Genomic DNA, 13,592 nt, shown 5'->3' with positions numbered 1-13,592 from the left:
CTGGCAGACCATTGATGTAGGTACTTTGCAACGTATACACATTTACCTCAGCCGACACGCTTGCCGTCGCTGTGGTACAGATCGGCGAACATGTCGGCCATGGCCTCTTCGCTGGGATCGTCCTGCATTTGTACACTGACCGCGCGACTGACCAGATGGTGCCGGCGCGGCAAGTGCAGATCGTCCGGAATGCGCGGCCCATCGGTCAGATAGGCCACCGGCAACTCATGCGTGATGGCCAGGCTCAGCACCTCGCCCAGGCACGCCGTTTCGTCGAGCTTGGTCAGGATGCAACCGGCCAGCCCGCAGCGCTTGTAGCTGTGGTAGGCAGCGGTCAGCACCTGCTTCTGGCTGGTGGTGGCCAGCACCAGGTAATTCTTGGCCTGGATGCCGCGCCCGGCCAGGGTTTCGAGCTGCATGCGCAGTGCCGGGTCGCTGGCCTGCAGGCCGGCGGTATCGATCAGCACCACGCGCTTGCGCAGCAGAGGGTCCAGGGCCTGGGCCAGCGACTGGCCGGGGTCGACGTGGGTCACCGACACATTCAGGATGCGCCCCAGGGTCTTGAGTTGTTCCTGGGCGCCGATGCGAAAGCTGTCCATGCTCACCAGCGCGATGTTCTGCGCGCCGTACTTGAGCACATAGCGCGCCGCCAGCTTGGCCAGGGTGGTGGTCTTGCCCATGCCGGCCGGGCCGACCATGGCGATCACGCCGCCCTCTTCGATCGGCTCGATTTCCGGCACCTGGATCATGCGGGCCAGGTGCGCCAGCAGCATGCGCCAGGCCTGGCGGGGCTCTTCGATGTCGGCAGTGATGTCCAGCACCTCGCGGGCCAGCGGCCCGGCGATGCCGATGCGCTGCAGGCGGCGCCAGAGGTTGGCCTGGTGCGGCTTGCTGCCCTGCAGCTGGGTCCAGGCCAGCGAGCCGAGCTGCACTTCGAGCAGCTCGCGCAGGCCCGAGAGCTCCGAACGCATGGAATCGAACAGGCGCTGATCGACCGGCGCCGGGGCCGCTGCCTGAGGCCGCACGGGGGCCTCGACCTGCGGCTCTACCAGCGGCTCGGAGGCGGTCAGCGGCAGGCCGGCGAACAACTGGCGGTTGCCCTCCTCGCCTTCGACCCGGCTGCTGAGCTCGGCCTGCGCGGTGACGATGCGCGACTGGGTCTTGCGCAGTTCGTCCTCGAGCTCGACGTTCGGCACCCGCGGCGCAAGCGCGGACAGCTTGTAGTCCAGCGCCGCCGTCAGCTCGACACCGCCAGCAATCCGTCGGTTGCCGATGATGGCGGCCTCTGCCCCCAGCTCATCACGAACCAGCTTCATGGCCTGACGCATATCAGCGGCGAAAAAACGCTTAACTTGCATATCCCACTACCTCAGCCGTTGGGGCCTACTGTGGCAACGATGGTAACTTGCTTGTTGTCAGGTATTTCCTGATACGCCAAAACATGCAAATTCGGTACAGCCAGGCGGCCAAAACGCGACAGCATCTGTCGAACGGGTCCTGCGACCAGCAGGATTGCAGGTTGCCCTTGCATCTCCTGACGCTGGGCGGCCTCGATCAACGAACGCTGAAGCTTTTCGGCCATGCTCGGCTCAAGAAGAACACCATCTTCCTGACCCTGCCCGGCCCTTTGCAAACTATTGAGCAAAATCTGTTCCAACCTTGGCTCAAGCGTGATCACAGGCAGCTCGGACTCAGTTCCTACAATGCTTTGCACGATTGCGCGGCTCAATCCTACGCGCACCGAAGCCACCAGCGCGGCGGTATCTTGACTCTTGGCGGCATTGTTGGCGATGGCTTCGGCAATGGTGCGGATGTCGCGCACCGGCACCTGCTCGGCCAGCAACGCCTGCAGCACCTTGAGCAGACCGGACAGCGGCAGCACCCCCGGTACCAGTTCCTCGGCCAGCTTGGGCGAGCCCTTGGCCAGGACCTGCAGCAGTTGCTGTACCTCTTCGTGACCGATCAGCTCGTGGCAATGCTTGTAGAGGATCTGGTTGAGGTGGGTGGCGACCACGGTGCTCGCGTCCACCACGGTGTAGCCCAGCGATTGCGCCTGGCTGCGCTGGGCCACATCGATCCACACTGCCTCCAGGCCGAAGGCCGGGTCCCTGGCGGCGATGCCGTTGAGGTTGCCGAACACCTGCCCCGGGTTGATCGCCAGTTCGCGGTCGGGGTAGATCTCGGCCTCGGCCAGGATCACCCCCATCAGCGTCAGGCGGTAGGCGCTGGGGGCCAGGTCGAGGTTGTCGCGGATGTGCACGGTGGGCATCAGGAAGCCCAGGTCCTGGGACAGCTTCTTGCGTACCCCCTTGATCCGCGCCAGCAACTGCCCACCCTGGTTGCGGTCCACCAGCGGGATCAGCCGGTAGCCGACTTCCAGGCCGATCATGTCGATCGGGGTAACGTCGTCCCAGCCCAGCTCCTTGGTTTCCTGAGCACGCTGCGGCGACGGCAGCAGGTCCTGCTGGCGCTGCACTTCCTGCTGTGCCTTGACCTTGGCCTGGTTCTGCTTGCGCCACACCAGGTAGGCGCCGCCCGCGGCCATCAGGCCGAGGCTGAGGAATGCCACGTGCGGCATGCCCGGCACCAGCCCCATGACGATCATCAGGCCACCGGACACGGCTAGCGCCTTGGGCGAATCGAACATCTGCCGGTTGATCTGCTTGCCCATTTCCTCGGAGCCCGAGGCACGGGTAACCATGATCGCGGCGGCGGTGGACAGCAGCAGCGAAGGCAACTGCGCCACCAAACCGTCACCGATGGTGAGCAGCGCATACACGCGACCGGCATCGCCGAAGGTCATGCCGTGCTGGAAGATACCCACGGCCATGCCGCCGATCAGGTTGATGAACAGGATCAGCAGGCCGGCGATGGCGTCACCGCGCACGAACTTGCTGGCACCGTCCATCGAACCGTAGAACTCGGCCTCCTGGGCCACTTCGGTACGCCGTGCCTTGGCCTGGGCCTGGTCGATCAGGCCGGCGTTGAGGTCGGCGTCGATGGCCATCTGCTTGCCGGGCATGGCGTCGAGGGTGAAGCGCGCGCTCACCTCGGAAATGCGCCCGGCCCCCTTGGTCACCACCACGAAGTTGATGATCATGAGGATCGCGAACACCACGATACCGACCACGTAGTTGCCGCCGATCACCACCTCGCCGAAGGCCTGGATCACCTTGCCCGCGGCTTCGTGGCCGTCGTGGCCGTGGAGCATCACCACCCGCGTGGACGCCACGTTCAGCGCCAGGCGCAGCAGCGTGGCCACCAGCAGGATGGTCGGAAACACGGCGAAATCCAGCGGGCGCAAGGCGTACACGCACACCAGCAGCACGACGATGGACAGGGCGATGTTGAAGGTGAAGAACACGTCGAGCAGGAACGGCGGGATCGGCAACATCATCATTGCCAACATCACCAGCAGCAACAGCGGCACCCCCAGGTTGCCCCGGCCGAGCCCGGACAGGTTGCTACGGGCGCTGTTGATTAACTGAGAGCGATCCACCGATATTCCTCTTCAAGCAAACTTTTGACGCCATGCGGGCGCTTGGCGCTGCTATTGCAAGAAGCTTTCCAACTTTGGATCAGTGACGCGACCTTCGCCGACACTGCCGGCTCCTGCAGCGAAGGGGCCGACACCTCGGCGCCGACGGGAAGAGCTCAAACGGTTCAGGAATCGCGGCGCAGGTCCGGCGGAATCGGCAGATCCTTGAGCGGCTCCGGCGCCTTGCCCTTGCCCGCCCGGTGCTGGCGAATCTGATACACGTAGGCCAGCACCTGGGCCACGGCCAGGTAGAGGCCGGCCGGGATCTCTTCCTCGAGCTCGGTGGAGTAGAAGATCGAACGCGCCAGCTCAGGCGATTCCAGCACCTGGATGTTGTGGGCATTGGCGATTTCGCGAATCTTCAGCGCCAGGAAATCGGTGCCCTTGGCCAGCAGCGTCGGCGCATTGCCCTTCTCGGGGTCGTACTTGAGCGCCACCGCATAGTGGGTCGGGTTGGTGATGATCACGTCGGCATCGGGGATCGCCGCCATCATGCGCCGCTGCGACATCTCGCGCTGCAACTGGCGAATACGCTGCTTGACCTCCGGCTTGCCCTCGCTGTTCTTGTACTCGTCGCGCACCTCCTGCTTGGTCATCAGCAGCTTCTTGTGCGACTGGTACAGCTGCAACGGCACGTCCACCAGGGCAATCAGCAACAGGCCGGCGGCCATCCACAGGGCACTCCAGCCCACCACCTGCACGCTGTGGATGATCGCCTGCTCCAGCGGCTCGTTGGCAATGGCCAGCAGGTCGTCACGGTCCGACGACAACACCACCAGCGCCACGATCAGGATCACGAAGAACTTCGCCAGGGCCTTGAGCAGCTCGGTCAGTGCATTCAGGGAAAACATGCGCTTGATCCCCGACAGCGGGTTCATGCGGCTGAACTTGGGCGCCAGGGTGCCGCCGGCAAACAGCCAGCCACCCAGCGAGATCGGCCCGATGAAGGCCACGATCAGCGCCACCAGCAATACCGGCTGCAGCGCCATCAGGGCCATCTTGCCCGAGGCCAGCAAGAAGGTGCCCATCGAGCGCTCGTCGATCAGCGTGTCGCGCGACAGGGTGAAGTTGATGCGCATGATGTCCATCAGCACTTCGGCCAGGCCACCACCGAACACCAGCAGGCCACCGGCCCCGGCCAGGGTCACCACCACCGTGTTGAGCTCCTTGGAACGGGCGATCTCGCCCTTCTCGCGGGCGTCCTTCTTCTTTTTCTCCGTGGGGTCTTCTGTCTTGTCCTGACCGCTTTCGCTCTCTGCCATGCTCAGCTCGCCCTCGCCAGCTCACGCAGCCACTGCAGGGCCTCGGAGGCCAGCGCCTGGTAATGGGAAAGGATGTCGGCCAGGACAACCCAGAAAATCCCGAGCCCCAGCACCAGGGTCAACGGGAAACCGATGGAGAAGATGTTCAGCTGCGGCGCTGCACGGGTCATCACGCCGAAGGCGATGTTCACCACCAGCAGCGCGGTGATCGCCGGCAGCACCAGCAGCAGCGCCGCGCCCAGCACCCAGCTCAGCCGCCCGACCAGGTCCCAGTAGTGGTTGACCATCAGGCCGGTGCCCACCGGCAAGGTGGTGAAGCTCTCGGTGATCACCTCGAACACCACCAGGTGCCCGTTCATCGACAGGAACAGCAGCGTCACCAGCATGCTCAGGAACTGGCTGACCACCGCCACGTTGACGCCGTTGACCGGGTCGACCATGGAGGCGAAGGCCATGCCCATCTGGATGGCCACCACCTGCCCGGCCACTACGAATATCTGGAAGAACAGTTGCAGCGACAGGCCGAATACCGCACCGATGAGGATCTGCTCGGCAGTCAGCAGCAGCCCGCTGAGCGACAGCGGATTGACTTCGGGCATCGGCGGCAGGCCCGGCACCACCACCACGGTGATCGCCAGGGCCAGGTACAGGCGGATGCGCCCCGGCACCATCTTGGTCCCGATGATGGGCATGGTCATCAGCACGGCGGCAATGCGAAACAGCGGCAGGATGAAGCTCGCCACCCAGGTGGCGATCTGCGCATCGGTCAACTGGAGCATCGCGCGCTCAGCCGATCAACTGGGGAATGCTGCCGTACAACGACAGGATGTATTCCATGAACTTCTGCACCAGCCAGGGCCCGGCCACGATCAGCGTGATCAGCATCACCAGCAGGCGCGGCAGGAAGCTCAGGGTCTGTTCGTTGATCTGGGTGGCGGCCTGGAACATGGCCACCATCAGGCCCACCAGCAGGCTCGGTACCACCAGCACGGCCACGATCATGGTGGTCAGCCACAGCGCATCGCGGAACAGGTCGACAGCAACTTCTGGGGTCATGTTGTTCTCCTCGGCGCGCTAGACGCCACCGAAACTGCCGGCCAGGGTACCCATGATCAACGCCCAGCCATCCACCAGCACGAACAGCATGATCTTGAACGGCAGGGAGATGATCAGCGGCGACAGCATCATCATACCCATGGCCATCAGCACACTGGCCACCACCAGGTCGATGATCAGGAACGGGATGAAGATCATGAAGCCGATCTGGAACGCGGTCTTGAGTTCGGAGGTGACGAAGGCCGGTACCAGGATGGTCAACGGCGCCTCGTCCGGCGTGGCGATATCGGTACGCTTGGACAGGCGCATGAACAGGTCGAGATCGCTCTCGCGGGTCTGCGCCAGCATGAAGTCCTTGAGCGGCACCTGGGCCTTGGCCACCGCGTCCTGGGCCGACAGGGTCTCGGCCAGGTACGGCTGCAGGGCATCCTTGTTCACCCGGTCGAATACCGGCGCCATGATGAACAGGGTCAGGAACAGCGCCATGCCGGTGAGGATCTGGTTCGACGGCGTCTGCTGCAGGCCCAGGGCCTGGCGCAGGATCGAGAACACGATGATGATCCGGGTGAAGCTGGTCATCAGGATCACGAACGCCGGAATGAAGCTCAGCGCCGTCATGATCAGCAGGATCTGCAAGCTGACCGAGTACTCCTGTTGCCCATCCGCTCCGTTGGACAGGGTGATCGCCGGAATCGACAGCGGGTCGGCGGCCAGGGCCAGCGGCGCTGCGAACATCAGCAGCAGGGTCAACAGCATGCGCAATGCGCCCATCACGACTTGTCCTTTTGATCCTTGCCCAGCAGCTCCATCAGGCGCTGGGCGAATTCGGGCGTAGCCTGGCGAGCGCTGGCCGGTACCTGCACCGGCTCGGCCAGCACATGCAACGCGGTAAGGCTGCCCGGCGTATGACCGATCAGTATCTGTTCGTTGCCCACCTGCACCAGCAGCAGCCGATCACGCGGGCCGACCACGCGCGTGCCGACGATCTCGATGACCTGCTGGCCACGCGGCGTCACGTTCTGCACCCGGCGCAGCAGCCAGGCGAGAAAGAAGATCAGGCCCAGCACCAGCAACAACCCCAGCACCAGACGGCCCAACTGCCCGCTGGCACTGCCGGCTGCTGCCGTGGTCGCCGCGGCTGTCGTGGCCGCGGGCTGTGCCGCCAGTGCCAGGTCGAGCCAGAGCAGGCCGACCCCGGTCAGCCCCGCTTGCAGAAGACGCTTCACTCAGCGCAGCTTCTTGATGCGTTCGCTCGGGCTGATCACGTCGGTCAGGCGGATGCCGAACTTCTCGTTCACCACCACCACCTCGCCGTGCGCGATCAGGGTGCCGTTGACCAGCACGTCCAGCGGCTCGCCGGCCAGGCGGTCCAGCTCGATCACCGAACCCTGGTTCAGTTGCAGCAGGTTGCGGATGTTGATTTCGGTGCTGCCCACTTCCATCGAGATGCTCACCGGAATATCCAGGATCACGTCCAGGTTCGGGCCGTCCAGGGTCACTGCATCGCTGCCCTTGGGCGAGCTGCCGAATTCTTCCATCGGCAAGCGGTTGGGCGAGCCGGCACTGCTGCCGCCGTCAGCCGCCAACAGCGCGTCGATGTCGGACTGGCCGGCGTCGCCGGTCTCGCTCAGGGCTGCTGCCCACTCATCGGCCAGGGCCTGGTCTTCCATGGAGGTGATATCGTTTTCGTCAGCCATCTTGTCCTCGACGGGGCAATCAATTCGGAGTTAAAGCCAGGGTACCGATCAGCGGCGCTCGATCGGCTCGGTTACTTGCAATGCCAGCGTGCCCTTGTGCGAGCCCAACTTGGCCTTGAACGACGGTACGCCATTGGCGCGCAGTACCAGCTCGTCCGGCAGTTCGACCGGGATCACATCACCCGGCTGCATGTGCAGGATGTCGCGCAGGCGCAGCTCGCGGCGTGCCACGGTGGCGCTGATCGGCACGCTGACGTCCAGCACGTCTTCGCGCAGGGCCTTGATCCAGCGTTCGTCCTGGTCGTCCAGGTCGGACTGGAAGCCCGCGTCGAGCATTTCGCGCACCGGCTCGATCATCGAGTAGGGCATGGTCACGTGCAGGTCGCCGCCACCGCCATCGAGTTCGATGTGGAAGGTGGACACCACCACCGCCTCGCTCGGGCCGACGATGTTGGCCATGGCCGGGTTGACCTCCGAGTTGATGTACTCGAAGTTGACCGGCATGATCGCCTGCCAGGCTTCCTTGAGGTCGACGAAGCACTGGTCCAGCACCATGCGCACCACGCGCAATTCGGTGGGCGTGAACTCGCGGCCCTCGATCTTGGCGTGACGACCGTCACCGCCGAAGAAATTGTCCACCAGCTTGAACACCAGCTTGGCATCGAGGATGAACAGCGAGGTGCCGCGCAACGGCTTGATCTTCACCAGGTTGAGGCTGGTGGGCACGTACAGCGAGTGCACGTACTCACCGAACTTCATCACCTGCACGCCCCCCACTGCCACATCCGCCGAGCGGCGCAGCAGGTTGAACATGCTCACCCGGGTATACCGGGCGAAACGTTCGTTGATCATTTCCAGGGTCGGCATGCGCCCGCGCACGATCCGGTCCTGGCTGGTCAGGTCGTAGCTCTTGATGCTGCCGGGGTCGGCGCCGCTATCGGTTTGCACCAGCCCGTCGTCGACGCCGTGCAGCAGGGCATCGATCTCATCCTGGGACAGCAGGTCCTGCATGGCCATCTTGGGCTCCTACTGCAATACGAAATTGGTGAACAGCAACTGGTCGATCACCAGCTTGCCGACTTCTTTCTGGGCCACTTCCTGCACGCTGGCGGTGGCCTTCTGGCGCAGCATCTCCTGGCCGACCGGGGTCGCCAGGGAGTCGAACGGCTGGCCGGAGAAGAGCATCACCAGGTTGTTGCGGATCACCGGCATGTGCACTTTCAGCGCATCCAGCGCAGCCTGGTCGCGCCCCTGCATGGTGATGCTCACCTGCATGTAGCGCTGACGACCGTTCTGGTTGAAGTTGACGACGAAGGCTGGCGCCAGCGGCTCGTAGATGGCCGCAGGCCTGACGTTGCTGACGGTTGCCGGGTCGACCTGAGGTTTGCTGTCGCCCCTTTGCAGGAAGAACCAGGTGGCGCCCACCGACAAGCCGATGGCCAGCAGCAATGCCAGCACCAGCAGCAGGATCAGCTTGAGTTTGCCTTTTACGGCGGGGTCTTTCACTGCTTCGCTCTTCGCCATGCCAATAATCCGTCACTCACAAGAGGTTTGTCCCACATGGCGAGGGTTGAGCAAGTGTTATGCCAGATTTGCGAGCCACACCGGCCCGATTGAGGAAGGCGACGAACGCAGGGGCAGATTCATCCGTGAAGGGCTGGGCAGCCGCCCCGCAACCGCCCAGCCCTACCCGTGCAATCAGGCGTAGAAATCGACCGCGCTGGACCCCAGCACCACCGGTCGCTCCACCGGCTGGGCCGCCGCGTCGGCGTCGGCCTCTTCGCCGCCCGCGCCTTCATTGCGACGCGCGGCCACGCCGCTGAGCTTCGAGGTGCCGTCCTGCGAGCCCTGCTGCTGCTCGCGGGACTGGTCGGCCACGTTCACGTCAGGTTGCGCCAGACCCTGTTCGGCGAACATTTCCTTGAGCCGGCTGGCCTGGTTTTCCAGCGCTTCGCGCACCACCACGTTGCCACTGGTGAAGGTGATCTGCGCCTGCTGCTCGGGTGTCATGTGCACGCGAATGTCCAAGCGCCCCAGCTCGGCTGGCTCCAGCTTGATTTCAGCCGACTTCAGGTTCTGGCTGGACAGGTACATCACGCGATTGACCAGGCCTTCGGTCCAGCCACCCTGGTGCATCGCCAGCGGCTGGTTCAGCGGCATCGCCACCGGCACCGCATTGGCGGTCTTGGGCGTCGCGGCCTGGGTCAGCGCGCTGAGGCGCTCGGCAAAGTCATCGACACGGGTATCGCTGGAGGCGCCCTTGAGGTCCTTCAGGCCGTCATCGAGCAGGTTGCTGAAGCCCTTCTCGCCCGGCTCGCTGTCGCCCGGATCGGCCTGACGCGGGTCGAGCATGGCCGCCAGGGTATTGACGGCAGGCTGGCCCTGGGTGGCTTCGGGTTGCGCCGTGGTCGGCTTGCTGGCATGGGCAGAGGTGGTGCCCTGGGCCTGGGCGTTCTGCTCCAGGGCCAGGCGCAATACCGGCAGGTCCTCGAGCACGTCGCCGGCCGGGTCGAAAGCGGGTTCTTCCGGGGCCGGTGGCTGCGGCGCGACGGCCGGGGCCTGCACCTGGGCCTGCAACTGTGCGGCAGCCGCCTGTACCACTGGGGCCACCGCTTCGGCCTGAGCCTGGATCAGCTGTGCGCCGGCCTGGGCGTCAGTAACCTGACCCGCCACCAGGCTCGAATCGAGCAGTTGAAGGTCATCGGCAACTGGCGTCGACTCGTCCGATGCCGGCTTCTGTTCAGGCAATGAATTGCCGCTGTCGGCAACAGTGCGCTCCTGATCGGTCGCCGTCTTGCCGGCATTTGCCGCCCCGGCTGCAACGCCCGCCTTGTCGGCATTGGGCACATCCGCCTTGGCCGGCAGCTTGTCGCGGGACTGATCGGCATACACCTTGGAGAAGCCCGCAGCCTTGTCATTGGCGACCTGGGGCACCTTTTCGGGCGCTGGCGCAGCCGTGCGCGAGGCCTTGGCCACGGCGGACGGTTGCAGCAGCGGGTTTGAAGCGACAGGCATGGGAAGGGTCTCCACTACAGAAGCGCGAACTTGAATAGCGAAGAGACTGCAAGAGTCGCGCCAGGTTTGCGCTACACAGGATGCCTGGCCGCCTGCGGCGACACGCGCTCCAACTCGGCGACATAGAAGGGACGCACTTCGAGGTACTCGCACCTGATCTGGCTGATCAGGTCCTCGATGCCGTGTGCCGGCTGCTCCATCACGCGCACTTCCAGCTGCCGACACAACTCGGCCAGGTCGGTGGCGCCCATGTTGCTGCAGCTACCCTTGAAACTGTGGGCAGCCTCACTCAGCTGCCGGGGGGAGCGGGCGTCGCGCAGTTGCACCATGCGCTTTTCGCAATCGGCCAGGAAGGTCTCCAGCAACTCGGCATACTGGCTACCCATGACCTCCCGCAACTCGCCCACTACCTTGTTATCGATACGCTGATCGGACACTTGCTCACTCCTTGATCAAGTTCAATTATGCCAGAGCCACCCAGGCGAACTCCACGCGGGCCCTGCGCCCTCCGTCGGCCCATTCGGCGTGACGGCTCAAACGCCGGATCAGGCTCAGGCCACGCCCGCACAACCGCTGCTCCAACACCGGTCGGGCCAGCACTGTACCCACATCGAAGCCACTGCCGCTATCTTCGATCTCAATCACCAGACGCCCGCCACCCGCTACGGGTTCAACCTGAAGGTGCAAGCGTATGTAACCCTCCTGCAATGCCTGCAGGCGTCGGCTGCGCTCCTGATAATAGGCGGCAAACCCCTGGGCGTCGCGCTTGAGGGCCGAGTCGAGGGCCAGCACACCGTGCTCCAGTGCATTGGTGTAGAGCTCGTTGAGCACGCTGTGCAGCGCACCGCTCTGGGGGCGCAGGCCGTGTATTTCCTGCAGTACCTGCAACAGATAGGGCAAGGGGTTGAAGCGTTTGAGGGTCTGCGCGCGAAACTCGAACGACAGCGACCAGTCCAGCGGGCTGGACTGGCCGCTGTCCGAATACACCAGCGGCGGCGGGGCCAGTGTCTGTGGCTCGACCACACTGATCTCGAGCATGCTGACATCGTCGCGGGACTGGCCGCGAAAGTCTTCGAGCGCCTGCAGTACATCCTCGAACAGGTGCTGCGGCGCACGGTTGCGCGCAAACACCTGGCGCAGGCGCTCCACCCCGAACAGTTGCTCGTCCTGGTCGCAGGTATCCACCACCCCATCGGACAGCAGGAACAGGCGATCCCCCAACGCCAGCGACACCACCTCGGGGTGCTCGTCGAAACGCTCCGGCGCCAGCACCCCCAAGGGCAAGTGCCGCGACACCAGCGCCTGGGGCTCGCCACCGGCCGCGGGCAGCAGGTAGCCGTCCGGCATGCCGCCGTTCCATACCTCGGCCAGGCGCCGCTCGAAACTCAGGCTGAGCATCATTGCGCAGCAGAACATGTCCACCGGCAGGATGCGCTTGAGCTTGGCGTTCATCTCGCGCAAGGTTTCGGCCAGGCCGTAGCCCTTGGCGGTCATGCCGTAGAACACCTCGGCCAACGGCATGGCGCCCACTGCAGCCGGCAGGCCATGGCCAGTGAAGTCGCCAAGCAGCACATGCATTTCACCGGTCGGCGTGAACGCCGCCAGCAGCAGGTCGCCGTTGAACAGCGCATAGGGAGATTGCAGGTAGCGGATGTTCGGCGCATTCAGGCACCCCGAATGCGTGACCTGATCGAACACCGCCTTGGCCACCCGCTGCTCGTTGAGCAGGTGACCGTGGTGGCGCGCCAGCTCGTCGCGCTGCTCCAGCACGGTCGCCTGCAGGCGACGCAGGCGATCCATCGCCTTGATCTTGGCGGCCAGGATCACCGGGCGATAAGGCTTGGGCAGAAAGTCGTCGCCACCAGCCTCCAGGCAACGCACCAGGGCCTGCTCCTCACTCAGCGAGGTAAGAAAGATGATCGGCACCAGCGCCTGGCCAGCCATCAGCTTGATCTGGCGAGCCGCCTCGAAGCCGTCCATCACCGGCATCAGCGCGTCGAGCAGCACCAGTTGCGGACGCAGCTCGGCAAACAGCGCCACTGCCTGCGCACCGTTCTCGGCCGTGATCACCGAATGCCCCTGCTCGCGCACGATGCGCGCCAGCAACAGGCGGTCGGTGGCGCCATCTTCGGCAATCAGCACGGTCAGCGACGACTGCTCGTTCACGAGGTCGCTCAAGTGATCTCGAACAGCTTGTCGAAATTGGAGATGGCGAGGATCTTGCGAACGTCGGAGCTGGCGTTGATCACCCGTATATACGCATCGTCGCCGCCGGCGTGGTCACGCAGCAGCAGGAGCATGCCCAGGGCGGAGCTGTCGAGATAGGTGGCGTCCTTCAAGTCGACGACCACGCCCTTGGAAGGTACTGGCTCGCGCTCGTAGCATTCACGAAACGCCTGGTGCTTGCCGAAATCGAACCGTCCCTTGACCCTGATCGTCAGGCTGTTCCCATCCGGCGATAGATCGTGCTCCACGGCCATATGCTCGACTCCTTCGATCATGGCGATTGCAGACACCACAGGTTTAGCAGCCCGCCCGCCCCTGGGCAACCTGCGCCGACCAATGCCGTGCTAGAAGCGATCGTGGCGCGGCAATCGCTGGGACAATTCGTCGAGCAGCTTCTGCTCGCGCTTGTCCTCGAGCATGCGGGCTTCATCGCGGTAGCGCTGTACCAGCTTGCGCAGGCCCTCGACCCGGGCGTAGGCCTGCTGCCAGGTGGCCCGTGCGTTGTTGAGGTTGGTCTGGTGCCACACCAGGCTCTGGTGTTGCTGGGCCACGGCGGTGTCCAGCTGGCTGAGAAAGCGCTGATAGCCCAGCAGCCAGCTGCCTGAAACGCCCTGGCCGCCCTTTTCCATCCACTGGTTCTGGTACTCGCTGCGAAACTGGTCCAGTTCCCGGAGCTTGGTTTCGGCCATGCTCACCTGCTGCTGGAAATGCCCGAGGCGCTGCACGGCCTTGCGCTCGGCCTCCTCGGCCATCTCCACCACCGGCACCAGGCGCGCGGCACGACTTGGCAGGGCCATC

Annotated in this window: 15 protein-coding genes; all 15 read right to left on the bottom strand. The window is 64.4% G+C overall.

The annotated features are described in order from the left end of the window. Positions 1–47: 47 nt before the first annotated feature. On the bottom strand, positions 48–1,358 hold the full coding sequence (gene flhF, locus N0B28_RS08015) for a flagellar biosynthesis protein FlhF (RefSeq protein WP_043861822.1): 1,311 nt from the start codon (positions 1,356–1,358) through the stop codon (positions 48–50). Positions 1,359–1,369: 11 nt separating this feature from the next. After that, positions 1,370–3,499, bottom strand: coding sequence for a flagellar biosynthesis protein FlhA (gene flhA, locus N0B28_RS08010; protein ID WP_043861821.1), 2,130 nt, complete (start codon positions 3,497–3,499; stop codon positions 1,370–1,372). A gap of 164 nt (positions 3,500–3,663) precedes the next feature. Next, positions 3,664–4,800: a flagellar biosynthesis protein FlhB gene (gene flhB, locus N0B28_RS08005; RefSeq protein ID WP_054915626.1), complete on the bottom strand. Its 1,137-nt coding sequence runs from the start codon at positions 4,798–4,800 to the stop codon at positions 3,664–3,666. Positions 4,801–4,802: 2 nt separating this feature from the next. Then, entirely contained in the window at positions 4,803–5,579 is a 777-nt protein-coding gene (gene fliR, locus N0B28_RS08000) for a flagellar biosynthetic protein FliR (RefSeq protein WP_275731341.1), read from the bottom strand. Positions 5,580–5,586: 7 nt separating this feature from the next. Next, positions 5,587–5,856, bottom strand: a complete 270-nt coding sequence (fliQ, locus tag N0B28_RS07995; protein ID WP_043861818.1) for a flagellar biosynthesis protein FliQ — start codon at positions 5,854–5,856, stop codon at positions 5,587–5,589. An 18-nt stretch (positions 5,857–5,874) separates the two neighbouring features. Beyond that, entirely contained in the window at positions 5,875–6,627 is a 753-nt protein-coding gene (gene fliP / locus N0B28_RS07990) for a flagellar type III secretion system pore protein FliP (protein ID WP_054915628.1), read from the bottom strand. Next, positions 6,627–7,028 carry a flagellar biosynthetic protein FliO gene (gene fliO, locus N0B28_RS07985; RefSeq protein WP_229590456.1) on the bottom strand — a complete coding sequence of 134 codons (402 nt, stop codon included), beginning with the start codon at positions 7,026–7,028 and terminating at the stop codon, positions 6,627–6,629. Before fliO ends, fliP begins: the two co-directional genes overlap by 1 nt. A gap of 54 nt (positions 7,029–7,082) precedes the next feature. After that, positions 7,083–7,553 (bottom strand): flagellar motor switch protein FliN, encoded by a 471-nt coding sequence (gene fliN, locus N0B28_RS07980; RefSeq protein ID WP_088515603.1) that lies wholly within the window; start codon positions 7,551–7,553, stop codon positions 7,083–7,085. A 48-nt stretch (positions 7,554–7,601) separates the two neighbouring features. After that, positions 7,602–8,570 carry a flagellar motor switch protein FliM gene (fliM, locus tag N0B28_RS07975; RefSeq protein ID WP_043861814.1) on the bottom strand — a complete coding sequence of 323 codons (969 nt, stop codon included), beginning with the start codon at positions 8,568–8,570 and terminating at the stop codon, positions 7,602–7,604. Between the two features lie 9 nt (positions 8,571–8,579). Beyond that, on the bottom strand, positions 8,580–9,077 hold the full coding sequence (gene fliL / locus N0B28_RS07970) for a flagellar basal body-associated protein FliL (RefSeq protein ID WP_054915630.1): 498 nt from the start codon (positions 9,075–9,077) through the stop codon (positions 8,580–8,582). A 174-nt stretch (positions 9,078–9,251) separates the two neighbouring features. Beyond that, positions 9,252–10,568 (bottom strand): flagellar hook-length control protein FliK, encoded by a 1,317-nt coding sequence (locus N0B28_RS07965; protein WP_275731338.1) that lies wholly within the window; start codon positions 10,566–10,568, stop codon positions 9,252–9,254. A 71-nt stretch (positions 10,569–10,639) separates the two neighbouring features. Continuing rightward, positions 10,640–11,005, bottom strand: a complete 366-nt coding sequence (locus tag N0B28_RS07960; protein ID WP_043861811.1) for an Hpt domain-containing protein — start codon at positions 11,003–11,005, stop codon at positions 10,640–10,642. A 25-nt stretch (positions 11,006–11,030) separates the two neighbouring features. Continuing rightward, a complete protein-coding gene (locus N0B28_RS07955) occupies positions 11,031–12,746 on the bottom strand; it encodes a fused response regulator/phosphatase (protein WP_043861810.1) in 1,716 nt (571 codons plus the stop codon). After that, positions 12,743–13,048: an STAS domain-containing protein gene (locus N0B28_RS07950; protein WP_043861809.1), complete on the bottom strand. Its 306-nt coding sequence runs from the start codon at positions 13,046–13,048 to the stop codon at positions 12,743–12,745. Before N0B28_RS07950 ends, N0B28_RS07955 begins: the two co-directional genes overlap by 4 nt. Positions 13,049–13,138: 90 nt before the next feature. After that, positions 13,139–13,591: a flagellar export protein FliJ gene (fliJ, locus tag N0B28_RS07945; RefSeq protein WP_043861808.1), complete on the bottom strand. Its 453-nt coding sequence runs from the start codon at positions 13,589–13,591 to the stop codon at positions 13,139–13,141. Position 13,592 lies beyond the last annotated feature (1 nt).

The sequence above is a fragment of the Pseudomonas sp. SD17-1 genome (assembly GCF_029201585.1).
Lineage (GTDB): Bacteria > Pseudomonadota > Gammaproteobacteria > Pseudomonadales > Pseudomonadaceae > Aquipseudomonas > Aquipseudomonas palmensis.
This window is presented reverse-complemented; position numbering and strand designations above follow the sequence as displayed.